Source organism: Streptomyces sp. NPDC086777, from assembly GCF_040702065.1.
Taxonomy (GTDB): Bacteria; Actinomycetota; Actinomycetes; order Streptomycetales; family Streptomycetaceae; genus Streptomyces.
In genome coordinates, this window is record NZ_JBFBJI010000002.1 from 330163 (window position 1) to 352748 (window position 22586).

The 22586-nt window shown below is 71.3% G+C and carries 21 protein-coding genes and 1 tRNA gene; 18 read left to right on the forward strand and 4 right to left on the reverse strand.

Annotated elements, in window-relative coordinates; translation table 11 throughout:
* Nucleotides 1–20 precede the first annotated feature (20 nt).
* Nucleotides 21–95, forward strand: a tRNA-Val gene (locus tag AB0472_RS04120).
* A gap of 147 nt (nucleotides 96–242) precedes the next feature.
* Nucleotides 243–647 (forward strand): nuclear transport factor 2 family protein, encoded by a 405-nt coding sequence (locus AB0472_RS04125; RefSeq protein ID WP_366353187.1) that lies wholly within the window; start codon nucleotides 243–245, stop codon nucleotides 645–647.
* A 33-nt stretch (nucleotides 648–680) separates the two neighbouring features.
* On the opposite strand, the gene AB0472_RS04130 is transcribed toward AB0472_RS04125, so the two are convergent.
* The gene (locus AB0472_RS04130; protein ID WP_366353189.1) at nucleotides 681–1406 is read right to left on the reverse strand and encodes a 3'-5' exonuclease; all 726 of its coding nucleotides are present in this window, start codon (nucleotides 1404–1406) and stop codon (nucleotides 681–683) included.
* Between the two features lie 169 nt (nucleotides 1407–1575).
* Here AB0472_RS04130 and AB0472_RS04135 point away from each other — a divergent pair, with 169 nt between their 5' ends.
* From AB0472_RS04135 to thrS, 3 genes are all read left to right on the forward strand, one after another.
* Nucleotides 1576–2142, forward strand: coding sequence for a DUF4365 domain-containing protein (locus AB0472_RS04135; protein WP_093505297.1), 567 nt, complete (start codon nucleotides 1576–1578; stop codon nucleotides 2140–2142).
* A complete protein-coding gene (locus tag AB0472_RS04140; protein WP_366353192.1) occupies nucleotides 2139–3374 on the forward strand; it encodes a hypothetical protein in 1236 nt (411 codons plus the stop codon). Before AB0472_RS04135 ends, AB0472_RS04140 begins: the two co-directional genes overlap by 4 nt.
* A gap of 110 nt (nucleotides 3375–3484) precedes the next feature.
* Nucleotides 3485–5461, forward strand: a complete 1977-nt coding sequence (gene thrS, locus AB0472_RS04145; protein ID WP_366353193.1) for a threonine--tRNA ligase — start codon at nucleotides 3485–3487, stop codon at nucleotides 5459–5461.
* Between the two features lie 27 nt (nucleotides 5462–5488).
* On the opposite strand, the gene AB0472_RS04150 is transcribed toward thrS, so the two are convergent.
* Entirely contained in the window at nucleotides 5489–6148 is a 660-nt protein-coding gene (locus tag AB0472_RS04150) for a potassium channel family protein (protein ID WP_366353195.1), read from the reverse strand.
* Between the two features lie 67 nt (nucleotides 6149–6215).
* Here AB0472_RS04150 and AB0472_RS04155 point away from each other — a divergent pair, with 67 nt between their 5' ends.
* Nucleotides 6216–6779 carry an HIT domain-containing protein gene (locus AB0472_RS04155; RefSeq protein WP_093505304.1) on the forward strand — a complete coding sequence of 188 codons (564 nt, stop codon included), beginning with the start codon at nucleotides 6216–6218 and terminating at the stop codon, nucleotides 6777–6779.
* A gap of 113 nt (nucleotides 6780–6892) precedes the next feature.
* On the opposite strand, the gene AB0472_RS04160 is transcribed toward AB0472_RS04155, so the two are convergent.
* Nucleotides 6893–8536: a hypothetical protein gene (locus AB0472_RS04160; RefSeq protein WP_366353197.1), complete on the reverse strand. Its 1644-nt coding sequence runs from the start codon at nucleotides 8534–8536 to the stop codon at nucleotides 6893–6895.
* Nucleotides 8537–8688: 152 nt separating this feature from the next.
* On the reverse strand, nucleotides 8689–10887 hold the full coding sequence (locus tag AB0472_RS04165) for an elongation factor G-like protein EF-G2 (protein WP_366353199.1): 2199 nt from the start codon (nucleotides 10885–10887) through the stop codon (nucleotides 8689–8691).
* Between the two features lie 280 nt (nucleotides 10888–11167).
* Between AB0472_RS04165 and pgsA the strand changes: the two genes are divergently transcribed.
* From pgsA to secD, 12 genes are all read left to right on the forward strand, one after another.
* Entirely contained in the window at nucleotides 11168–11845 is a 678-nt protein-coding gene (pgsA, locus tag AB0472_RS04170; protein WP_366353201.1) for a phosphatidylinositol phosphate synthase, read from the forward strand.
* Nucleotides 11842–12750 carry a phosphatidylinositol mannoside acyltransferase gene (locus AB0472_RS04175; protein ID WP_366353203.1) on the forward strand — a complete coding sequence of 303 codons (909 nt, stop codon included), beginning with the start codon at nucleotides 11842–11844 and terminating at the stop codon, nucleotides 12748–12750. The genes pgsA and AB0472_RS04175 overlap by 4 nt, the downstream gene beginning before the upstream one ends.
* Nucleotides 12747–13907: a glycosyltransferase family 4 protein gene (locus tag AB0472_RS04180; protein WP_366353205.1), complete on the forward strand. Its 1161-nt coding sequence runs from the start codon at nucleotides 12747–12749 to the stop codon at nucleotides 13905–13907. The genes AB0472_RS04175 and AB0472_RS04180 overlap by 4 nt, the downstream gene beginning before the upstream one ends.
* A gap of 193 nt (nucleotides 13908–14100) precedes the next feature.
* A complete protein-coding gene (locus AB0472_RS04185) occupies nucleotides 14101–14652 on the forward strand; it encodes a hypothetical protein (RefSeq protein ID WP_366353206.1) in 552 nt (183 codons plus the stop codon).
* A gap of 104 nt (nucleotides 14653–14756) precedes the next feature.
* Entirely contained in the window at nucleotides 14757–15662 is a 906-nt protein-coding gene (gene pdxS, locus AB0472_RS04190) for a pyridoxal 5'-phosphate synthase lyase subunit PdxS (protein ID WP_366353208.1), read from the forward strand.
* 3 nt (nucleotides 15663–15665) lie between these two features.
* Entirely contained in the window at nucleotides 15666–16268 is a 603-nt protein-coding gene (gene pdxT / locus AB0472_RS04195) for a pyridoxal 5'-phosphate synthase glutaminase subunit PdxT (RefSeq protein WP_366353210.1), read from the forward strand.
* A 52-nt stretch (nucleotides 16269–16320) separates the two neighbouring features.
* Nucleotides 16321–17073 carry a YebC/PmpR family DNA-binding transcriptional regulator gene (locus AB0472_RS04200; RefSeq protein WP_133025988.1) on the forward strand — a complete coding sequence of 251 codons (753 nt, stop codon included), beginning with the start codon at nucleotides 16321–16323 and terminating at the stop codon, nucleotides 17071–17073.
* Nucleotides 17074–17197: 124 nt separating this feature from the next.
* The gene (gene ruvC / locus AB0472_RS04205) at nucleotides 17198–17737 is read left to right on the forward strand and encodes a crossover junction endodeoxyribonuclease RuvC (protein ID WP_366353212.1); all 540 of its coding nucleotides are present in this window, start codon (nucleotides 17198–17200) and stop codon (nucleotides 17735–17737) included.
* Nucleotides 17734–18339, forward strand: a complete 606-nt coding sequence (gene ruvA / locus AB0472_RS04210; RefSeq protein ID WP_366353213.1) for a Holliday junction branch migration protein RuvA — start codon at nucleotides 17734–17736, stop codon at nucleotides 18337–18339. Before ruvC ends, ruvA begins: the two co-directional genes overlap by 4 nt.
* Nucleotides 18340–18366: 27 nt before the next feature.
* The gene (gene ruvB / locus AB0472_RS04215) at nucleotides 18367–19440 is read left to right on the forward strand and encodes a Holliday junction branch migration DNA helicase RuvB (protein WP_366353215.1); all 1074 of its coding nucleotides are present in this window, start codon (nucleotides 18367–18369) and stop codon (nucleotides 19438–19440) included.
* A 666-nt stretch (nucleotides 19441–20106) separates the two neighbouring features.
* A complete protein-coding gene (gene yajC, locus AB0472_RS04220; protein ID WP_366353216.1) occupies nucleotides 20107–20637 on the forward strand; it encodes a preprotein translocase subunit YajC in 531 nt (176 codons plus the stop codon).
* Nucleotides 20638–20778: 141 nt separating this feature from the next.
* On the forward strand, nucleotides 20779–22584 hold the full coding sequence (gene secD, locus AB0472_RS04225) for a protein translocase subunit SecD (protein WP_366353218.1): 1806 nt from the start codon (nucleotides 20779–20781) through the stop codon (nucleotides 22582–22584).
* Nucleotides 22585–22586: the final 2 nt, after the last annotated feature.

A 22586-nucleotide genomic window follows, 5' to 3' on the forward strand; every position in this document is an offset into this window, starting at 1 on the left:
GTATCGTTCTCTCCGTTCCCGGGCGATTAGCTCAGTGGGAGAGCGCTTCGTTCACACCGAAGAGGTCACTGGTTCGAACCCAGTATCGCCCACCACCGGGAAGGCCGGTCCACCTCAGTGGACCGGCCTTCTGCCGTTCCGGGACCCGGCCGAACGGTGGACTCCGTGGCTCGTGCCCGCCTTTCGCCCGGCCGGTCGCGTGCGAGGTGCCTAGGGTGGCACCGTCACGGAAGGGCGGTGCCATGGATACTGATTCCCGGATCAAGGCCGCGATCGAGGAGCACTGGCGGGCGTCGGAACGCGGGGACATCGACGCCGAGCACGCCGTCTACGCCGCCGACGCGATCCTGGACTACCCGCAGTCGGGCGAGCGTTTCCGGGGCCGCGAGGCCATCGCTGCCCAGCGCGGCGGCCACCCTGCCGACCGGCACTTCACCGTCCTGCGGATCACCGGCCACGCCGGCGTGTGGGTCAGCGAATGCGTCATCACCTACGACGGGGTGCCGTCGTACTCGGTGAGCATCATGGAGTTCGCCGACGGGAGCGTGGCGCACGAGACGCAGTACTTCGCCGACCCCTTCGGCGCGCCGGACCGGCGGGTGGCGCTGGCGGAGCCGATGCCGGGACGGACCATCACGCGAGCCTGATCGGGCGGGGCGCCGGTGCCGGCGCCCCGCCCGTCACGCCGCCGTCGGCAGTTCCGGCCGCAGCGGCCAGTACGTGCTCACCGTCTCCGGTGTGCCGCTGCGGGTGAACCACGCCTGGAGACCGCGGGCCTGAGCCGCGTGCCAGGTCGTCTGCAGGGTGTGCAGCTCGGCCGGGGTCAGGCGCTCCAGACGGGTCGCGAAACGGCGGCCCAGCGCCCGTACGAGCTCCAGGGACGCGAGCGCGTCCGCCCCCGCGTCGTGCGCGCCCTCAAGGGTGACCTCGTAGTGCGCGCACAGGTCGGTCAGGGTCCGGCGGCCCTTGCGGTAGCGGTCCAGATGCTTGTCCAGGACCCGGGGGTCGAGGACGAGCAGGGGGCTCGCCTCGAACCACCGGTCCAGCGCGGACGCCCGGTGCCGGCGCAACTCCCGGTCCAGCAGCGTCAGATCGAACGGCGCGTTCATCACCACCAGCGGGCGGTGCATCGCCGCGTGCTCGGCCAGTTCCTCGGCTATCTCATGCATCACCGGCGCCGGCCAGCGGCCGTTGCGCTGCAGGTGTTCGTCCGTCAGCCCGTGCACCGCCGTCGCCGCTTCCGGCACCGCCACACCCGGGTTGACCAGCCAGCGGGTCACCCGGGGCCGGGTGCCCGGGGCGTCCTGGACGACGACCGCGGCGGACACGATGCGGTCGGTCTCCACGTCCACGCCCGTGGTCTCCGTGTCGAAGGCCGCCAGGGGCCCCTCGTACCAGCACGTCATGCCAATACAACTCCTTGTTCACCCACGGCAGATGACGTTCCGTCTTCTGCCCGTTTGGTGATACCCGGGCTGTTTGCGGCGTACGCCGGAAGGACACAACAGGAGTGCGGGTCTTTGCAGTTCAGCGGCCCGCCACGGGGAAACTCTTTGGCTGGGAAGGCTGTTGGTCATGGCGATAGCGCAGCCCGAACGGGGCGGGCTGCTGCCCGAACGTACGGGCCCCCATCGCGGCACACTCGCGACCACCGCCTGCATGGAGACACTGCAGGTGGGCTATCTGCATGCCGTCGCGGCGGCGGCCGGCTGCTCGCTGTCCCAGCCGTTCCCGGACAACGGCATCGACTGGCACGTCAGCCACGGCTCGCCCGGTCACACCGTCGACGACGAGGTGACGATAAAGGTGCAGCTCAAGTGCACGTACCAGATCGCCCCCAACCCGCCGGGACGTTTCTTCTCCTTCACGCTGGACAACGACCACCTGCGCAAGCTCGCCCGCACACCGGTGTCGGTGCACAAGATCCTGGTGGTGATGCTGGTACCGCGCTCCCAGGACGACTGGCTGCGCGCCAGCCACGACCGGCTCGATCTGCGCCACTGCTGCTACTGGGTCAACCTGGCAGGGCACCCGATCACCGGCCGGCACCGGACCACCGTGCGGGTTCCGACCTCGCGCATCTTCGACGACCGGGCGCTCTGCGAGATCATGACGCGGGTCGGGACGGGAGGCAGGCCATGAGGCACCGTCCGTACGAGGAGCAGCTGCGGGAGGTCCGGCCGCATCCCGACGATCTCCACGGGCCCCACTGGAACCGTCCCCCCGAGCCCGCCGAGGTCGACCCGGCCGTGCTCGGCGCCCTGCTGCGCCGGCACGGCTGGCGGCGCCGCGGGGGAGCACCGGGACGCTACGGCCGCTGGACCCCACCCGGGCCGGGCAGCACCGGCACCAGCCTGCTGGTACCCGAGAGCCGCGCCTTCCCGGACAGTGACGACCTGCTCGGGGAGGCGCTCACCGCTCTCGTGCGCAGCGGCACGCCCGCCGCGCGTGAGGTGCTGGTCGGGCTCGCCGTGCCCAGCGACGAGATCCGCTGGTGGCGGGACGTGCCCGGCGGACCGGCGGACGCCGCGTCCTGGACGGCCGAGGAGCAGCTGCGCACCGCCGCCCGGCAGACCCTGCTGGCCGGCGCGCTCGCCACCCGCGCGCGGGCCGGCTACTACGGCGCCCGGCACAAGCGCGCCGCCGCCGCGATGCTGGAGTCCGTCCTCGTCGGCTCGGCGGACGGCGGGCGCGGCCTGGCCGCCTTCGTGCCCGTCGGCACCGGCCGGCCCCTCGCCGTCCGCCTCCACCAGGCCCTGTACGCGGCCCGCGAGGCCATCGACTACCAGCGGGCCACCGGCGGCATGGACGCCTTCGACGGCGCCGTCGAGGCGGGCGTGAGCCGCGAGCTGACCGACGCCCTGGTGACCCTCGTGCGCGGCACGGAAGGCGCCCGGGTCTCCGTGGAGTGGGCGCCGGGCGCCGGGGTCCCCGACGACTGCGCGGCCACCACGGAGCCCGTCGAGTTCTCACCCGGCGACCTGCCCGTGCTGCGCGAGGCCGGCGCCCGCTACCTGCGCGCCGAACCCTCGGTCGCGGTCCGGGTCACCGGCACCGTCGTCCGCATGCGCCGCTCCGAGCCGCGCGGCGACGGCGCGGTACGGCTGCGGGTGATCGCCGGCGCCGAGGTGCCGTACCTCCGGGTCACCCTCGACGAGGAGGACTACCGGATCGCCGGGCAGGCCCACCTCGTCGGACTGCCGGTGCGGGTGCACGGGCGGCTGGAGAGCCGGGGCGGCTTCCGGCGGCTGACCGGTGCCTACGGGGTCTCGCCGGTCCAGGTGGAGGAGGCCGAGCGGGACCGGCTGATGAAGTCCCTCCAGGAGAATCTCGACTTCTTCGAGGAGGCGTGCACCGGCGACGACTGCGACTGACCGCGGACGGTCGGTAACCGTTTCGCGGACGGAGGGCCGGGGTCGGTACGATCCCGTAATGCGCGCGCTCCTGGTATGGCGCCGCACCCACCTTCAGTCAGGAGAGACCGGTGTCAGACGTCCGTGTGATCATCCAACGCGATTCCGAGCGGGACGAGCGCGTGGTGACGACGGGCACCACGGCCGCCGAGCTCTTCGCCGGCGAGCGCTCGATCATCGCCGCGCGGGTGGGCGGCGAGCTCAAGGACCTCGCGTACGAGGTCCGGGACGGCGAGACCGTCGAGGGCGTCGAGATCTCCTCCGAGGACGGACTCGACATCCTGCGCCACTCCACCGCGCACGTCATGGCCCAGGCCGTGCAGGAGCTGTTCCCCGAGGCCAAGCTCGGCATCGGCCCGCCCGTCAAGGACGGTTTCTACTACGACTTCGACGTCGAGAAGCCGTTCCACCCCGATGACCTCAAGGCCATCGAGAAGAAGATGCAGGAGATCCAGAAGCGCGGGCAGAAGTTCTCCCGCCGTGTCGTCACCGACGAGGCGGCCCGCGAGGAGCTGGCGGACGAGCCGTACAAGCTGGAGCTGATCGGCCTCAAGGGCTCCGCGTCCAGCGACGACGGCGCGGACGTCGAGGTCGGCGCCGGCGAGCTGACGATCTACGACAACCTGGACGCCAAGACCGGCGAGCTGTGCTGGAAGGACCTCTGCCGCGGTCCCCACCTGCCCTCCACCCGCCTGATCCCCGCGTTCAAGCTGATGCGCAACGCGGCCGCCTACTGGCGCGGCAGCGAGAAGAACCCGATGCTCCAGCGCATCTACGGCACCGCCTGGCCGTCCAAGGACGAGCTGAAGGCGTACCTCGACTTCCTCGCCGAGGCCGAGAAGCGCGACCACCGCAAGCTGGGCAGCGAGCTGGACCTGTTCTCCATCCCGGAGCAGATCGGCTCCGGCCTCGCCGTCTTCCATCCCAAGGGCGGCGTGATCCGCCGGGTCATGGAGGACTACTCGCGCCGCCGGCACGAGGAGGAGGGCTACGAGTTCGTCTACACCCCGCACGCCACCAAGGGGAAGCTCTTCGAGACCTCCGGGCACCTGGACTGGTACGCCGACGGCATGTACCCGCCCATGCAGCTCGACGAGGGCGTGGACTACTACCTCAAGCCCATGAACTGCCCGATGCACAACCTGATCTTCGACGCGCGCGGCCGCTCCTACCGTGAACTGCCGCTGCGGCTCTTCGAGTTCGGGACCGTGTACCGCTACGAGAAGTCGGGCGTCGTGCACGGCCTGACCCGGGCCCGCGGCTTCACCCAGGACGACGCGCACATCTACTGCACCAAGGAGCAGATGGCGGAGGAGCTCGACAAGACGCTCACCTTCGTCCTGAACCTGCTGCGCGACTACGGCCTCACCGACTTCTACCTGGAGCTGTCCACCAAGGACCCGGAGAAGTTCGTCGGCTCCGACGAGGTCTGGGAGGAGGCGACCGAGACGCTCCGCGCGGTCGCCGAGAAGCAGGGCCTGCCGCTCGTCCCCGACCCGGGCGGCGCCGCCTTCTACGGCCCGAAGATCTCCGTGCAGACCAAGGACGCCATCGGCCGCACCTGGCAGATGTCGACCGTCCAGCTCGACTTCAACCTGCCCGAGCGCTTCGACCTGGAGTACACCGCCGCCGACGGCTCCAAGCAGCGCCCGGTGATGATCCACCGCGCCCTGTTCGGTTCCATCGAGCGGTTCTTCGCGGTGCTCCTGGAGCACTACGCGGGCGCCTTCCCGGCATGGCTGGCCCCGGTCCAGGCGGTCGGCATCCCGATCGGCGACGGACACGTCGAGTACCTGCAGAAGTTCGCCGCCGAGGCCAGGAAGAAAGGCCTGCGGGTCGAGGTGGACGCGTCCTCCGACCGGATGCAGAAGAAGATCCGCAACGCCCAGAAGCAGAAGGTGCCCTTCATGGTCATCGCGGGCGACGAGGACATGACGGCCGGCTCGGTCTCCTTCCGCTACCGGGACGGCTCGCAGGAGAACGGCATCCCGTTCGACGAGGCCATCGCCAAGATCGTGAAGGTGGTCGAGGACCGGACCCAGGTCTGATCCGGTTCCCTCGGAGGCCCCCGGAGATCAGTTCTCCGGGGGCCTCCTGCCGTTCTCGCTCAGCGCGAACCGCTGCAGCATCCAGGACGAGAACGACCCCGTGACCGTGCCCAGCAGGGCCAGACCGCAGGCCATCATCCCCGCGGCGATGAACCGCCCCAGGGTGGTCACCGGGACGTAGTCGCCGTAACCGACCGTGGAGAGGGTCGAGCAGGTCCACCAGACGGAGTCGCCGAAGGTGCGGATGCTGGCGTGCGGGGCCGAGCGTTCGACCTGGTAGACGGCGAGGGCGCCGGAGAAGCCCAGCAGTGAGATCGACAGCGTCGAGTAGGCCGCCACGCGCGCGTGCAGCGAGAGCCGGGGCTCCCCGCGCCGGCGCTGGATCGACTCGTAGGTCCGCACCACCCGCACCGGCCGCAGCAGCGGCAGGACCAGGACGAGCGTGTCCAGCCAGTGCCGTCGAACGAACCGCGGTCCCTCGCCGCTCAGCCGCCAGCGCACCGTGTAGTCGACGGCGAACATCGCCCAGGCCGTGTACAGCAGCGTCAGGAAGAAGACGTGCGCGGCGTCCGGCAGCCGGGGCAGCAGCACGTGCACCGCGTACGAGCCGAGGAAGACCAGCGACGCGATGCCGAGCACCAGGTCGGTACCCCGGTCCCAGCGGTTCAGCCGGCTGTCGTCGTCCATCCGCCCAGCTTCGCCGCCGGGAGCTTTCCCGCGGCCCCGGCGACACGCCGCGAACGGGCGAAGCCATATGCTGCCTAGCATGACGAGTGAGCCGGAGCAGCAGATCGGAGTGGGGACGCAGGACGCGTTCCAGCGCCTGTGGACACCCCACCGGATGGCCTACATCCAGGGTGAGAACAAGCCGACCGGTCCGGGCGCCGACGACGGCTGTCCCTTCTGCTCGATCCCGGCCAAGTCCGACGAGGACGGGCTGATCGTCCGGCGCGGCGAGCACGTCTACGCGGTGCTCAACCTCTACCCGTACAACGGCGGCCACCTGATGACGGTCCCGTACCGGCACGTCGCCGACTACACGGACCTGACGGGGCCGGAGACGGTCGAACTGGCCGAGCTGACCAAGCAGGCGATGACCGCGCTGCGCACGGCGTCCGGCGCCCACGGCTTCAACATCGGCATGAACCAGGGCACGGTGGCGGGCGCCGGCATCGCGGCCCACCTCCACCAGCACATCGTGCCCCGCTGGGGCGGCGACACGAACTTCATGCCGGTGGTGGGCCACACCCGGGTACTGCCCCAGCTCCTGGCGGACACCCGCAAGATGCTGGCCGAGGCCTGGCCGACGTCACCTTGAGCAGCCCGTCCGGCGTCTGAGGACGCGGCCGTCCAGGCCGAAGCGGGGGTCCGGGGGCGGCTGCCCCCGGGGGCCGGTGCCCGCCCCGCCTCCTCGGCCGAACCACCGGAGGCTCACGCGTCGTAGGTGTCGGCCTTCTTCGGCGAAGCCTCCTGGACCGACCCGCTGAGCGCCCCGGCCCGCGCGTTGAACTTGTCCATGTTGACGTCGTGCTCCTTGAGCACGGTGAACGCGGCCCGGTGCACCGCCCGGAGCACCGGCGTGGCCGCGCGCAGCGCGTCGTCGGCCATGAAGCGGTGCTTCCACGGCTGGTCGGCCCAGGCGTGCCGGAGGCCGAACGGCTCGGGCAGGCCGATGGAACCACCGAGCCACTTGAGCAGCGGCGGATACCAGCTGACCGCCGCCCGCGCGGCGAGCCGCACCACCTCGTCCGGGGTGACCAGGGGCAGCTTGACCGTGCGGGTCTCCCAGAACCGGACGGTCTTGGCGACCGTCTTGGTGGGGGCCTCGGGCTTGCCGCTGAACAGGCCGTTGACCGGGCCGAGGGCGTGTCCGGTGACCTCGATCCGCAGGGTCTCCTTCAGCACGGTCACGGTGGCCATCATCGTGATGATCAGGCCGCCGTCCCACAGGTGCGGCCACTGCACGCCCAGGTAGTGCCGCTCGCCCTTGTCGAAGTGGTTGCTGTTGCAGATCCGCTCCACGTCGGCCGGTCCCACCTTGTAGTCGGTCCCCTCGGGCCGGGACACCGCCTTGGCGCCCTCTCCGACGTGGGTGACGATCCAGTGCCTGACCTGCGGGGTCGGGAAGCCGCCGGTCTTCAGGTGCTGCCGGTGCAGCACGCTCAGCTCCTTCTCGATCTCCCGGACGACCGTCCACGCACGGAACTCGTGGATGCCCTTGACCGGATCGAGCGGGACCAGTTCCTCGGCGAGGTGCCAGGAGCCCCAGCGGGTGCCCATGCCGAGTATGCCCTTGGGGCCGGCGTAGAAGACCGAGTTGGACTGCTGTTCGGCGCTGAGCCGGGCCAGGGACTGGCGCAGCTGCTCGGCCGCGGCCTGGTCGGGGCTGGTCGGCACCGCCTCGGGGACCTTCGCGCCGACGCTGCCGCCGGAGAGCAGTCCGTCCCAGGCCTCGCGCAGGTCCCGCGCGGTGCGCTCGCACAGCCGCTTGGCCAGGTACCAGCCGACGACGGGAAGCACGATGCAGCCGCGCGCGTACCAGCCCCAGAACCCGGCCAGGGGCATCCGGATCAGGAAGACGACCGCGAGGACGCCGACGGCGGCCAGCAGGGCGCTGCCGAGCCCGGAGACCCGTTTGTTGTCGGCCTTCAGCATGGTGGCCCGGAGCTGGAAGACGCCCAGCCAGACCAGCAGTCCGGGCAGGAAGAGCACGCCGAACAGGAACATGACGGCGGCGAGCCGGTTGTCGCGCTCCCGGCGGATGCGGTTGGCGGCGAGGCAGTGCTCGACGACCACCTGGGGCTCGCTGCCGAAGGACTGGATGAGGGGTTTGCGGCCGACGCCCAGCATGCGGTCGATGACCGCCTGGGAGTACGCCTCACCGAAGTTGGGCCGGAATATCTTGGCCCACTTGCGGCCCTCGGTGACCGTGGACTGGTGCCACTCGTTGTCGGCCTTCTTGATCTCCTCCATCGGCGTGTCCCGGTAGGCCGCCGACGCCAGGGCGTAGGTCGGGGCCTGCGCCTCGCCGCCCGGCCTGGGCACCTGTGGCCCGAAGAAGTCCTCGAAGCTCATTCCCGCCCCCACTTGCCGCCGTCCCGCTCCTGCGGCCTTCCCGACTTCCGTACTCCGCACACCTGTTGATCAAGTAGTCAGAGTATCCCCAGCCACCGGCAACCGTCGGCGGACGGCCGAAGCCGCCCGCCGAACACGTGCGCCGACACCGGTCAGGAGGTGACTTTGGCCTGTTCGCGAATCCTTTCGGCGATCTGCGGTGGCATTGGTTCGTGCCGGGCGTAGGAGCGGCTGAAACGCGCCGTGCCGTGCGACAGGGAGCGCAGGTCGACCGCGTACCGGCCGATCTCGAACTCCGGTACCTCGGCCTTGATCAGGGTGCGCCCGCCGCTGGTCTGCTCGGTGCCGAGCACCCGGCCACGCCGTCCGGACAGGTCGCTCATCACCGCGCCCACGTAGTCGTCGCCGACCAGCACGGACACCTCGGCCACCGGTTCCAGGAGGTGGATCTTCGCGTCCGCCGCGGCCTCCCGCAGGGCCAGCGCGCCCGCCGTCTGGAAGGCGGCGTCGGAGGAGTCCACCGAGTGCGCCTTGCCGTCGAGCAGGGTGACCCGCACGTCGACCAACTGGTACCCGGCGGCGACCCCCTTGACGGCCTGGGCCCTGATGCCCTTCTCGACCGACGGGATGAACTGCCGGGGCACCGCGCCGCCGACCACCTTGTCGACGAACTCGATGCCGGAGCCGCCCGGTAGCGGCTCGACCTCGATCTCGCAGATCGCGAACTGCCCGTGCCCGCCGGACTGCTTGACGTGCCGGCCGCGCCCGCCGGACTTCCCGGCGAACGTCTCCCGCAGGGACACCTGGTGCGGGACGACGTCGACCTGGACGCCGTACCGGCTGCGCAGCCGCTCCAGGGCGACGTCCGCGTGCGCCTCGCCGAGGCACCACAGCACCACCTGGTGCGTGTCCTGGTTCTGTTCGAGCCGCATGGTCGGGTCCTCGGCGACGAGCCGGGCGAGGCCCTGCGAGAGCTTGTCCTCGTCGGCCTTGCTGTGCGCCTCGATGGCGAGCGGCAGCAGCGGGTCGGGCATCTCCCACGGCTCCATGAGCAGCGGGTCGTCCCGGCCCGAGAGGGTGTCGCCGGTCTCCGCGCGGCCGAGCTTCGCCACGCACGCCAGGTCACCGGCGATGACATGGGTGACCGGGCGCTGCTGCTTGCCGAACGGCGTGGACAGCGCGCCGATCTTCTCGTCGACGTCGTGGTCCTCGTGGCCGCGGTCGGCGAGGCCGTGCCCGGAGACGTGGACCGTCTCGTCCGGGTGCAGGGTGCCGGAGAAGACCCGGACCAGCGAGACCCGGCCGACGTAAGGGTCGGACGCGGTCTTCACGACCTCCGCGACCAGGGGGCCTCCCGTGTCGCACGGCTTGATCTCGCGCGGTGTGCCGTCGAGGGTGGTCACCCCGGGTGTGGGGTGCTCGAACGGGGTCGGGAAGCCGCCGGTGACCAGCTCCAGGAGCTCGACCGTGCCGAGGCCCTGGCGGGCGCCGTCGGCGGCCGGGGCGGCGGCCAGGACGGGGAAGAAGGCCCCGCGTGCCACGGCCCGCTCCAGGTCCTCGATCAGTGTTTTGAGGTCGATCTGCTCGCCGCCCAGGTAGCGGTCCATGAGCGTCTCGTCCTCGCTCTCCGCGATGATCCCCTCGATGAGCCGGTTGCGGGCGTCCTCGATGTCCGGCAGCTGCTCGGGGCCCGGCTCGGACTCCTTGCGCTCCCCGGTGGAGTAGTCGAACAGCTTCTGCGTGAGCAGCCCGACCAGTCCGGTCACGGGCGCGTGCCCGTCCGGGCCCTGCGGGCCGTACAGCGGCGTGTAGAGCGGGAGCACGGCATCGGGGTCGTCGGCGCCGAACGCCTCGGCGCACACCCGGGTCATCTCCGTGAAGTCCGCGCGGGCGGCCTCCAGGTGCGTGACGACGATCGCCCGCGGCATGCCGACGGCCGCGCACTCCTCCCACACCATCCGGGTCGAGCCGTCCACCCCGTCCGAGGCCGAGACGACGAAGAGGGCCGCGTCCGCCGCGCGCAGACCGGCCCTCAGCTCACCGACGAAGTCGGCGTATCCCGGGGTGTCCAGGATGTTGATCTTGATTCCGTTCCATTCGACCGGAACCAGCGACAGCTGTACGGAGCGCTGCTGCCGGTGCTCGATGTCGTCGTAGTCCGAGACGGTCCCGCCGTCCTCCACCCGGCCCGCCCGGTTCACCGCTCCCGCGGTCAGCGCGAGCGCCTCCACCAAGGTGGTCTTGCCCGATCCGGAGTGGCCGACCAGCACCACATTCCGTACAGACGCGGGGTGGTCGGCCGCCCTTGCCCTGCCGGCGGCTCCGGGGTGTTCCTTGACCTTGTCGCCCATGGTTTTGCCTCCCGTGCACGGTGAGGTCTCTGTGGGCGCGGGCGAGCATGGCGGGCCGCGTGCGGTGGCGGCTCCGATGACGCCCGCGGTTATTCGAGCTTTCCACTCCCGTCACGGTGCGTCCATACGAAGGACGTGATCGCGCCTGCGGGACCCTTCCCGGCGGGCCGCCGGTCCCGACTGCGAGTGCCCACCCGTCGCACACACGCGCGCGTGGCTACGATGGGCCAGCCGGGGTGGCCAGCAGGGGCCGCACGGCGCAACGACCGTCGGGAAGGCCATGCTGAACAAGTACGCGCGTGCATTCTTCACGCGTGTCCTCACACCGTTCGCCGCGTTTCTCATCCGCCGGGGCGTGAGCCCGGACACGGTCACGCTCCTCGGCACGGCCGGAGTCGTCGCGGGCGCGCTGGTCTTCTTCCCCCGGGGCGAGTTCTTCTGGGGCACGATCGTGATCACGCTGTTCGTCTTCTCGGACCTGGTGGACGGCAACATGGCCCGCCAGCTGGGCCGCACCAGCCGCTGGGGCGCCTTCCTGGACTCCACCCTGGACCGGGTCGCCGACGGCGCGATCTTCGGCGGCTTCGCCCTCTGGTACGCGGGCAACGGGAACAACGACGTCCTGTGCGCGGTGTCCATCTTCTGCCTGGCCAGCGGCCAGGTGGTGTCGTACACCAAGGCGCGCGGCGAGTCGATCGGGCTGCCGGTGGCGGTCAACGGCCTCGTGGAGCGCGCCGAGCGCCTGGTGATCTCGCTGGTGGCGGCCGGGCTGGCCGGCTTCCACAAGTTCGGTGTGCCGCACATCCAGATCCTGCTCCCGATCGCCCTGTGGATCGTCGCCGTCGGCAGCCTGGTCACCCTGGTCCAGCGGGTCGTCACGGTCCGCCGGGAGTCCGCCGAGGCGGAGGCCGCGGCCGAGCGCGAGAAGGCCTCGCACGGGAGCGAGGCCGGGCAGTGACCGCCGCCGACCGGGTCACCGACGCTCTGTACGGTCTCGGCTGGAGCACCGTCAGGAAGCTCCCCGAACCGGTCGCGGTGCGCCTCGGCAACTCCGTCGCCGACCTCGCCTGGAAGCAGCGCGGCAAGGGCGTCCAGCGGCTCGAATCCAACTACGCGCGCGTGCGGCCCGACGCGAGCCCGGAACAGCTGCGCGAGCTCTCCCGCGCGGGCATGCGCTCCTACCTGCGCTACTGGATGGAGTCCTTCCGGCTGCCGTCCTGGAGCGAGGAGCGGATCCGCACCGGCTTCGTCCCCAAGGACGTCCACCACCTCACCGACGGCCTCGCCTCCGGCCGCGGTGTGATCCTCGCGCTGCCGCACCTGGCCAACTGGGACCTGGCCGGGGCCTGGGTCACCACCGAACTGCGGACGCCGTTCACCACGGTCGCCGAGCGCCTCAGGCCCGAGACGCTCTACGACCGCTTCGTCACCTACCGTGAAGGCCTCGGCATGGAGGTCCTGCCGCACAGCGGCGGCTCCGCCTTCGGAACCCTGGCCCGCAGGCTGCGTGACGGCGGCCTGGTCTGCCTGGTCGCCGACCGCGACCTGTCCGCCTCCGGCATCGAGGTCGGCTTCTTCGGCGACACCGCGCGGATGCCCGCCGGACCGGCCCTGCTGGCCCAGCAGACCGGCGCGCTCCTCCTGCCCGTGACGCTCTGGTACGACGACACCCCGATCCTGCAGGGCCGGGTGCACGCCCCGATCGAGGTACCCGAGTCAGGTGACCGGGCCGCGAAGACGTCTGTCATGACACAGGCGCTGGCCGACGCCTTCGCCACCGGGATCGCCGACCATCCGGAGGACTGGCACATGCTCCAGCGCTTGTGGCTCGCCGACCTCGACCCCGCGAAGGAACCGTCGTGAGGATCGGCATCGTCTGCCCCTACTCCTGGGACGTCCCCGGTGGCGTCCAGTTCCACATCCGCGACCTCGCCGAGTACTTCATCCGCCTGGGCCACGACGTCTCCGTCCTCGCCCCCGCCGACGACGACACCCCGCTGCCGCCCTACGTCGTCTCGGCCGGCCGTGCCGTCCCGGTGCCCTACAACGGCTCGGTGGCCCGCCTCAACTTCGGTTTCCTGTCCGCCGCGCGGGTGCGCCGCTGGCTGCACGACGGCGCGTTCGACGTGGTCCACATCCACGAGCCGACCTCTCCGTCCCTCGGCCTGCTGACCTGCTGGGCGGCGCAGGGCCCGATGGTGGCGACCTTCCACACCTCCAACCCGCGCTCCCGCGCCATGATCGCCGCGTACTCGATCCTCCAGGCGGCCCTGGAGAAGATCAGCGCCCGGATCGCGGTGAGCGAGTACGCCCGCCGCACCCTGGTCGAGCACCTCGGCGGCGACGCCGTAGTGATCCCCAACGGCGTCGACGTCGACTTCTTCGCCAAGGCCGAGCCGCGCCCCGAGTGGCAGGGCGACACCATCGGCTTCATCGGCCGCATCGACGAGCCCCGCAAGGGCCTCCCGGTCCTGATGAAGGCCCTGCCCAGGATCCTCGCCGCCCGCCCGCAGACGCGGCTCCTGGTGGCCGGCCGGGGCGACGAGGAGGCCGCGGTGGAGTCCCTCCCCGCCGAGCTGCGCCCCCGCGTCGAGTTCCTCGGCATGATCAGCGACGCGGACAAGGCCCGTTTCCTGCGCAGTCTCGACCTGTACATCGCGCCCAACACGGGCGGCGAGAGCTTCGGGATCATCCTGGTCGAGGCGCTGTCCGCGGGCGCCCCCGTCCTCGCCTCCGACCTCGACGCCTTCGCCCAGGTCCTCGACCAGGGGGCGGCCGGCGAGCTGTTCGCCAACGAGGACGCGGACGCGCTGGCCCGGGCCGCGGTAGGGCTCCTGGAGGACCCGGAGCGCCGGGCCGGGCTGCGCGAGCACGGCAGCGTGCACGTGCGGCGCTTCGACTGGTCGACCGTGGGCGCGGACATCCTGTCCGTCTACGAGACGGTGACGGCGGGCGCGGCGGCGGTGGCGGCCGACGAGCGGTCGGGGCTGCGGGCGCGGTTCGGACTGGCGCGGGACTAGCCGCTTCGCCGGGAGGACCGCCGTGTCCGGGGGGCCGCGCTATGCCGTCTGACGGGTGCGGCGCCGTCGGGGCTGGTCGCGCAGTTCCTCCCCCAGCCTTCGGCCGGGGGTACCCCCAGCGCCCCGAAGGGGCGCTGGTCCGGGGGCGTCCTGCGGGGGCCGGCGATGTGGCGCGTCCTATAGCGTTCCGCCCGTGAGCGCTTCCCTCGTCTGGACCCTCTGGATTCTCGCCGCCCTCGTGGTGATCGGCCTCTACCTGAGCTGGACCGCGGGCCGTCTGGACCGGCTGCACGCGCGGATCGACGCGGCGCGGGCCGCTCTCGACGCCCAGTTGCTGCGGCGGGCCTCGGTGGCCCAGGAACTGGCGACCTCGGGGGTGCTGGATCCCGCCGCCTCGATCGTGCTGTACGAGGCCGCGCACGCCGCCCGGCAGGCCGAGGAGGAGCAGCGGGAGGTCGCGGAGAGCGAGCTGAGCCAGGCACTGCGGGCCGTCTTCGAGCATCCGCAGCAGGTCGAGGAGGTCCGGGTGGCCCCTGGCGGCGACGCTGCCGCGGGCGAGCTGGCCGAGGCCGTACGCCGGGTCCCGATGGCCCGCCGCTTCCACAACGACGCCGTCGGCGCCGCCCGCCGGCTGCGCGAACACCGCAAGGTCCGCTGGTTCCGGCTGGCCGGGCACGCCCCCTTCCCGCTGGCCTTCGAGATGGACGACGAACCGCCTGCCGCGCTGGTCGAGCGCGCGGCCTGACCCGAAAACGATCCACCGCCTTCTCATTGGCCCTTGCTGTGGACTGGTCCGCTCGCGTTTCCTCGGTGTTTGCAGAAACCCTCTTTCAGCGAGTGAGGTCACCCGTGTCCACCAGTGAGAACCAGGCCCCCGAGACCGGCACCGCCCGTGTGAAGCGCGGCATGGCCGAGCAGCTCAAGGGCGGCGTGATCATGGACGTCGTCACGCCGGAGCAGGCGAAGATCGCCGAGGACGCGGGCGCCGTCGCCGTCATGGCCCTGGAGCGGGTCCCGGCCGACATCCGCAAGGACGGCGGGGTGGCCCGGATGTCCGACCCGGACATGATCGAGGGCATCATCGACGCCGTCTCCATCCCGGTCATGGCCAAGTCCCGGATCGGCCACTTCGTCGAGGCCCAGGTCCTGCAGTCGCTCGGCGTCGACTACATCGACGAGTCCGAGGTCCTCACCCCGGCCGACGAGGTCAACCACTCCGACAAGTGGGCCTTCACCACCCCCTTCGTCTGCGGCGCCACCAACCTCGGCGAGGCCCTGCGCCGGATCGCCGAGGGCGCGGCCATGATCCGCTCCAAGGGCGAGGCCGGCACCGGCAACGTCGTCGAGGCCGTCCGCCACCTGCGCCAGATCAAGGGCGAGATCGCCAAGCTGCGCGGCTGTGACAACAACGAGCTGTACGCCGCGGCCAAGGAGCTGCGCGCCCCCTACGAGCTGGTCAAGGAGGTCGCCGAGCTCGGCAAGCTGCCGGTCGTGCTGTTCTCCGCCGGCGGCGTCGCCACCCCGGCCGACGCGGCCCTGATGCGCCAGCTCGGCGCCGAGGGCGTCTTCGTCGGCTCGGGCATCTTCAAGTCCGGCGACCCGGCCAAGCGCGCCGCCGCCATCGTCAAGGCGACGACCTTCTACGACGACCCGAAGATCATCGCGGACGCGTCCCGCAACCTCGGCGAGGCCATGGTCGGCATCAACTGCGACACCCTCCCCGAGACCGAGCGCTACGCCAACCGCGGCTGGTAACCCATGAACACTCCTGTCATAGGCGTCCTGGCCCTCCAGGGCGACGTACGGGAGCACCTCATCGCCCTGGCCGCGGCGGACGCCGTGGCCAGGCCGGTCCGGCGCCCCGAGGAACTCGCCGAGGTGGACGGCCTGGTCATCCCCGGCGGCGAGTCCACCACCATCTCCAAGCTGGCCGTCCTGTTCGGCGTGATGGAACCCCTCCGCGCGCGCGTGCGCGACGGACTGCCCGTCTACGGCACCTGCGCGGGCATGATCATGCTCGCCGACAAGATCCTCGACCCGCGCTCGGGCCAGGAGACCGTCGGCGGCATCGACATGATCGTGCGCCGCAACGCCTTCGGGCGGCAGAACGAGTCGTTCGAGGCGGCGGTCGACGTCCGCGGGATCGGCGGCGACCCGGTGGAGGGCGTGTTCATCCGCGCCCCCTGGGTCGAGTCCGTCGGCGCGGAGGCCGAGGTGCTCGCCGAGCACGAGGGCCACATCGTCGCGGTCCGCCAGGGCAACGCGCTCGCCACGTCGTTCCACCCGGAACTGACCGGCGACCACCGCGTGCACTCCCTGTTCGTCGACATGGTGCACGCCTACCGGGCGACGGAGTCCTAGTAGGATCTCTGGCGTTCGTTGTTTGGATGGGTTACGCGAAGGAGACAGGCAGATGTCCGGCCACTCTAAATGGGCTACGACGAAGCACAAGAAGGCCGTGATCGATGCCAAGCGCGGCAAGCTCTTCGCGAAGCTGATCAAGAACATCGAGGTCGCGGCCCGGATGGGCGGCGTCGACATCGAGGGCAACCCGACCCTCTACGACGCCATCCAGAAGGCGAAGAAGCAGTCGGTCCCGAACAAGAACATCGACTCCGCGGTCAAGCGCGGTGGCGGCCTGGAGGCCGGCGGCGCCGACTACGAGACGATCATGTACGAGGGCTACGGGCCGAACGGCGTCGCGGTGCTCATCGAGTGCCTCACCGACAACCGCAACCGCGCCGCCTCCGACGTCCGCGTCGCCATGACCCGCAACGGCGGCTCGATGGCCGACCCGGGCTCGGTGTCGTACCTCTTCAACCGCAAGGGCGTCGTGATCGTCCCCAAGGGCGAGCTGTCCGAGGACGACGTCCTGGGTGCCGTCCTGGACGCGGGTGCCGAGGAGGTCAACGACCTGGGCGAGTCCTTCGAGGTCCTCAGCGAGGCCACCGACCTGGTCGCGGTCCGCACCGCCCTGCAGGACTCCGGCATCGACTACGACTCCGCCGAGGCCAACTTCGTCCCGACCATGCAGGTCGAGCTGGACGAGGAGGGCGCCAAGAAGATCTTCAAGCTGATCGACGCCCTCGAGGACAGCGACGACGTCCAGAACGTCTTCGCCAACTTCGACGTCAGCGACGAGGTCATGGAGAAGGTCGACGCGTAGCGCCGCCGCGGGCTGAGCCGACCGAGCGGGCCGACGGGACACACCCGTCGGCCCGTCGTCATGTCGGCCGTTGTCGGTGGCACCCGCTAGCCTGCACAAACAGGTGACCGAAGGGAGGGGCGCGGTGCGCGTGTTGGGGGTGGACCCCGGGTTGACCCGGTGTGGGGTCGGGGTCGTCGAAGGCGTTGCCGGGCGGCCGCTCACCATGGTCGGTGTGGGGGTCGTGCGGACCCCCGCGGACGCCGAACTCGGCCGTCGCCTCGTCGCCATCGAGCAGGGCATCGAACAGTGGCTGGACCAGCACCGGCCCGAATTCGTCGCCGTGGAGCGGGTGTTCAGCCAGCACAACGTACGGACCGTGATGGGCACCGCCCAGGCCAGCGCCGTCGCCATGCTGTGCGCCGCCCGCCGGGGCATCCCCGTCGCGCTGCACACGCCCAGCGAGGTCAAGGCCGCCGTCACCGGTTCGGGGCGCGCCGACAAGGCCCAGGTCGGCGCCATGGTCACCCGGCTGCTCAGGCTCAGCGCCCCGCCGAAGCCCGCCGATGCCGCCGACGCCCTCGCGCTCGCCATCTGCCACATCTGGCGCGCCCCCGCGCAGAACCGACTCCAGCAGGCCGTCGCCCTGCACGCAGCCAACGCAACGAAAGGCCGTACGGCATGATCGCCTTCGTGAGCGGCCCGGTCGCCGCCCTCGCCCCGGACTCCGCGGTCGTCGAGGTGGGCGGGATCGGCATCGCCGTCCAGTGCACCCCCAACACCCTGTCGGGACTGCGCATGGGCCAGCCCACCAAGCTCGCCACCTCCCTGGTCGTACGAGAGGACTCGCTCACGCTCTACGGCTTCGTGGACGACGACGAGCGCCAGGTCTTCGAGCTGCTCCAGACGGCGAGCGGGGTCGGGCCGCGGCTGGCCCAGGCGATGCTCGCCGTGCACAGCCCGGACGCGCTGCGCCGCGCGGTCGCCACCGGTGACGAGAAGGCGCTGATCGCCGTCCCCGGCATCGGCAAGAAGGGCGCCCAGAAGCTGCTGCTGGAGCTGAAGGACCGGCTCGGCGAGCCCGTCGGGGCGCCCGCGATCGGCGCTCCGGTCAGCCAGGGCTGGCGCGACCAGCTGCACGCCGCCCTGATCGGCCTGGGCTACGCGACCCGGGAGGCCGACGAGGCCGTCACCGCCGTCGCCCCGCAGGCCGAGGCCGCCGACGGCCCGCCCCAGGTCGGCCGCCTGCTCAAGGCGGCCCTGCAGACCCTCAACCGCGCCCGCTGACCCCACCACCGCTGAGGCACATCACTTATGAACTGGGACGACCCGAGCGACACCGGCACCGACGCGGAGCGGCTGGTGGGCGCCGTCGCCGACCGTGAGGACCAGGCCGTCGAGGCCGCCCTGCGCCCCAAGGACCTGGGCGAGTTCATCGGTCAGGAGAAGGTCCGCGAACAGCTCGACCTGGTGCTGCGCGCCGCACGCGCGCGTGGCGCCACCGCCGACCACGTGCTGCTCTCCGGCGCCCCCGGCCTGGGCAAGACCACCCTCTCCATGATCATCGCGGCCGAGATGGGTGCCCCGATCCGCATCACCTCGGGCCCCGCCATCCAGCACGCCGGCGACCTGGCCGCGATCCTCTCCTCCCTCCAGGAGGGCGAGGTCCTCTTCCTCGACGAGATCCACCGCATGTCGCGGCCCGCCGAGGAGATGCTGTACATGGCGATGGAGGACTTCCGCGTCGACGTCATCGTGGGCAAGGGGCCGGGTGCCACCGCCATCCCCCTGGAGCTGCCCCCGTTCACGCTGGTCGGCGCGACCACGCGCGCGGGGCTGCTGCCGCCCCCGCTGCGCGACCGCTTCGGCTTCACCGCGCACATGGAGTTCTACGAGCCGCGCGAGCTGGAGCGGGTCGTGCACCGCTCGGCCAATCTGCTGGACGTCGAGATCGAGCCGGCCGGCGCCGCCGAGATCGCCGGCCGCTCCCGTGGCACGCCCCGCATCGCCAACCGGCTGCTGCGCCGGGTCCGCGACTACGCGCAGGTCAAGGCGGACGGGCTGATCACGCCCGAGATCGCGCACGCGGCGCTCGCCGTCTACGAGGTGGACGAGCGCGGCCTGGACCGGCTGGACCGCGCGGTCCTGGAGGCCCTGCTCAAGCTGTTCGGCGGCGGCCCGGTCGGCCTGTCGACCCTCGCCGTCGCGGTGGGGGAGGAGCGGGAGACGGTCGAGGAGGTCGCCGAACCCTTCCTGGTCCGCGAGGGCCTGCTGGCCCGCACCCCACGCGGCCGCGTCGCCACCCCCGCGGCCTGGGCCCACCTGGGTCTGACCGCCCCACGCGGCGCGGCGGGCGGAACCGGCCAGCAGGACCTGTTCGGCACCTGACACCGAGCCGGGGGCGACGGCGGCGAGGTCTGAGAGGGCCGCGAGGTCTGCGCACAGACTGTCCGCTGGGCTCCGGCCCGGCGGACATCCGGGGTCCGGGTCTGCGAAGAACCGGTGCCCGGTCCAGGAATCCCGATCCCAAAAGGTGGCCCCTGGCCCGGGAAACTCGATCCCCGGCCCCGGAAACCCCCGGCCCCGAAACCCCCGGTCCCGGAAACCCCCGGTCCGGGAAACTCGATCCCCGGCCCCGGAAACCCCCGGTCCCGGAAACCTGGTCCCCGGTCCCGGAAACCCGGCGTCCGGGTCCGCGCGCGTCCGGTGCCCGGTCCTCGGTGCGGCCGACGACCGTGGCCGCGCCCTGCGGCTCCCGAACCGTTGCCGGTGAGAACGTGCCGAGCCCCCGGTGTACCGGGCCCGGCTGCCGGATTCCGGCCACTCCCCACCCGGACGGACCGCCGCCCGCCGACCAGGCTCCGGCCGCAGACGTGATCGCTTCGTGACGGCGGGGCATTGGCGGGCCCAGGAACCCAGGTGCCATGCTGAGCGTTGTTCCATGCGCGCGGACTCGCTTAGACTCCGCCGATGCCGCCTTTGCGGGCGGCGCCGACCACACCCCCATCATCCAGGCCGCTCACCGCCGCGGCTGCGCGAAGGAAATTCCGTCCCGTGAATAGCTTGCCTCTTCTCGTGTTCATCGTCCTCATCGCGGCCATGTTCCTGATGACGCGTTCCACCCGGAAGCGTCAGCAGCAGGCCACGCAGATGCGGAACGAGATCCAGCCCGGCAACGGGGTCCGCACCATCGGGGGCATGTACGCGACGGTCAAGGAAGTCAACGAGGACACGGTCCTCCTCGACGCCGGCCCGGGCGTCGACCTCCTCTTCGCCAAGAACGCGATCGGCGCCATCCTCACGGACGACGAGTACAACCGCATCGTGCACGGCATCGAGCACGACCTGAAGTCCGACAGCGACGTCGTTCCGGACGACGCCTCCTCCCTCACCGAGACCGACGACGCGCCTGCCGACGCTGCCGCCGCTTCCGACGACAAGGCCGTCGACCTCGGGAAGAAGGACGCCGCCGAGGACGAGGCCGAGGCCGCGGAGAAGACCGACGGGCCGGCCGAGTCCGTGACCGCCGAGGCGAAGGCCGACGAAGAGCCGAAGAAGACCGACGGCGACTCCGACGCGAAGTAGCCGTGCCCCGGGGAGCGGTGCGTAGATCCCACACGCACCTCGCACCCCGGGCGCGTCTGTTTCCCGCACGGGATCCCGACACCATGTGATGGCCGACCGCACCGACCAGGCGCGCGGCGGCCCGAGAGGGAGTACGAGAAGGTGGCAGCACCTAAGAGGGGCCGGAGCGCGAGCGCCCAGAGCAAGCCAGGGCGCTCGCTGGCCCTCATCCTGATCGCCATCGTGGCGCTCACCGGCGGAATGTTCGCCTCCGGAAACACCACTCCGCGTCTCGGTATCGACCTGGCCGGTGGTACGAGCATCACGCTGCAGGCGAGGAACGAGCCGGGCCAGCCCAACGCGATCAACAAGACCAACATGAACACCGCGGTCGAGATCATGAACCGCCGTGTCAACGGTCTGGGCGTGTCCGAGGCGGAGGTCCAGACCCAGGGCACCAGCAACATCATCGTCAACATCCCCAAGGGCACCAACTCCGCAGAGGCCCGCCAGCAGGTCGGCACCACCGCAAAGCTGTACTTCCGCCCGGTCCTGGCCCAGGAGGCCAGCGCCGCCGCCTCGCCGAGCGCCTCCCCGAGCGCGTCCGCCGGCGGTAGCTCCAGCTCCTCCCCGAGCGCCTCCCCGTCGAGCAGCGCGTCCGGCTCCCAGAAGGCGACCGGGTCGTCCGCCTCGCCGTCCTCCTCGGCCACCTCGCAGGGCCGCGCGGTCACCGACGCCCTGAAGGCCGGCTCCACGCCGTCGTCCTCGGCGTCCGCCTCCTCCTCGGCGAGCCCCTCCGCCACCTCCTCTGCCGACGCGAGCGCCTCCGCCAGTGCCTCCGCCGCGGCCTCGAAGCTTCAGGCCGAGTACACCGCGCTGGACTGCACCAAGGCCGCCCAGCGCGCCACCGCAGGTAAGAGCGCCAAGCCGACCGACACCACCGTGGCCTGCGGCAAGATCGGCGACGCCTGGTTCAAGTACGTGCTCGGCCCGGCCCGCGTCGACGGCACCGACGTCAAGAAGGCCCAGGCCGTCTTCGACACGCAGGGTGCCGCCGGCTGGCAGGTCCAGATGACCTTCACCGGCAGCGGTTCCAAGAAGTTCGCGGACGTCACCGGCGAGCTCGCCAAGAACACCACCCAGCCGACGAACGAGTTCGGCATCGTCCTCGACGGCGAGGTCGTCTCCAGCCCGACCGTGAGCCAGTCCATCACCGGCGGCTCGGCGGAGATCTCCGGCAGCTTCACCCAGCAAGAGGCCCAGAGCCTCGCCAACGTGCTGTCGTACGGCGCGCTCCCGCTCTCCTTCAGGACGGAGAGCGTCACCACGGTGACCGCCGCCCTCGGTGGTCAGCAGCTGCACGCCGGTCTGCTGGCCGGTGCCATCGGCCTCGCGCTGGTCATCATCTACCTGGTGGCCTTCTACCGCGGCCTGTCGCTGATCGCGATCCCCTCGCTGCTGGTGTCCGCGATCCTGACCTACACGATCATGTCGCTGCTCGGCCCCACGATCCACTTCGCGCTGAACCTGCCCGCCGTCTGCGGTGCGATCGTCGCGATCGGCATCACCGCGGACTCGTTCATCGTGTTCTTCGAACGCATCCGGGACGAGATCCGCGAGGGCCGCACGCTGCGCCCCGCCGTCGAGCGGGCCTGGCCGCGCGCCCGGCGCACCATCCTGGTCTCCGACTTCGTGTCGTTCCTGGCCGCCGCCGTGCTGTTCATCGTGACCGTCGGCAAGGTCCAGGGCTTCGCGTTCACCCTCGGTCTGACCACCGTGCTCGACGTGGTCGTCGTCTTCTTCTTCACCAAGCCGCTGATGACGATTTTCGCCCGGCGTAAGTTCTTCGCGAGCGGCCACAAGTGGTCGGGCCTGGACCCGAAGGGCCTGGGCGCCAAGGCCCCGCTGCGCCGCACCCGCCGTCCCGCCGGCCCCACCGCCGGCCCTGTCGACCCGAAGGAAGCGTGAGC

Excerpts from the sequence above, each read along its gene's own strand:
- ruvB (WP_366353215.1), top strand. The coding sequence starts at position 18,367 with ATGAACTGGGACGACCCGAGCGACACCGGCACCGACGCGGAGCGGCTG.
- AB0472_RS04200 (WP_133025988.1), top strand. The coding sequence starts at position 16,321 with ATGTCCGGCCACTCTAAATGGGCTACGACGAAGCACAAGAAGGCCGTG.
- AB0472_RS04125 (WP_366353187.1), top strand. The coding sequence starts at position 243 with ATGGATACTGATTCCCGGATCAAGGCCGCGATCGAGGAGCACTGGCGG.
- AB0472_RS04165 (WP_366353199.1), bottom strand. The coding sequence starts at position 10,887 with ATGGGCGACAAGGTCAAGGAACACCCCGGAGCCGCCGGCAGGGCAAGG.
- pgsA (WP_366353201.1), top strand. The coding sequence starts at position 11,168 with ATGCTGAACAAGTACGCGCGTGCATTCTTCACGCGTGTCCTCACACCG.
- AB0472_RS04155 (WP_093505304.1), top strand. The coding sequence starts at position 6,216 with ATGCTGCCTAGCATGACGAGTGAGCCGGAGCAGCAGATCGGAGTGGGG.
- AB0472_RS04160 (WP_366353197.1), bottom strand. The coding sequence starts at position 8,536 with ATGAGCTTCGAGGACTTCTTCGGGCCACAGGTGCCCAGGCCGGGCGGC.
- ruvA (WP_366353213.1), top strand. The coding sequence starts at position 17,734 with ATGATCGCCTTCGTGAGCGGCCCGGTCGCCGCCCTCGCCCCGGACTCC.
- AB0472_RS04130 (WP_366353189.1), bottom strand. The coding sequence starts at position 1,406 with ATGACGTGCTGGTACGAGGGGCCCCTGGCGGCCTTCGACACGGAGACC.
- AB0472_RS04140 (WP_366353192.1), top strand. The coding sequence starts at position 2,139 with ATGAGGCACCGTCCGTACGAGGAGCAGCTGCGGGAGGTCCGGCCGCAT.
- AB0472_RS04135 (WP_093505297.1), top strand. The coding sequence starts at position 1,576 with ATGGCGATAGCGCAGCCCGAACGGGGCGGGCTGCTGCCCGAACGTACG.
- pdxT (WP_366353210.1), top strand. The coding sequence starts at position 15,666 with ATGAACACTCCTGTCATAGGCGTCCTGGCCCTCCAGGGCGACGTACGG.
- AB0472_RS04150 (WP_366353195.1), bottom strand. The coding sequence starts at position 6,148 with ATGGACGACGACAGCCGGCTGAACCGCTGGGACCGGGGTACCGACCTG.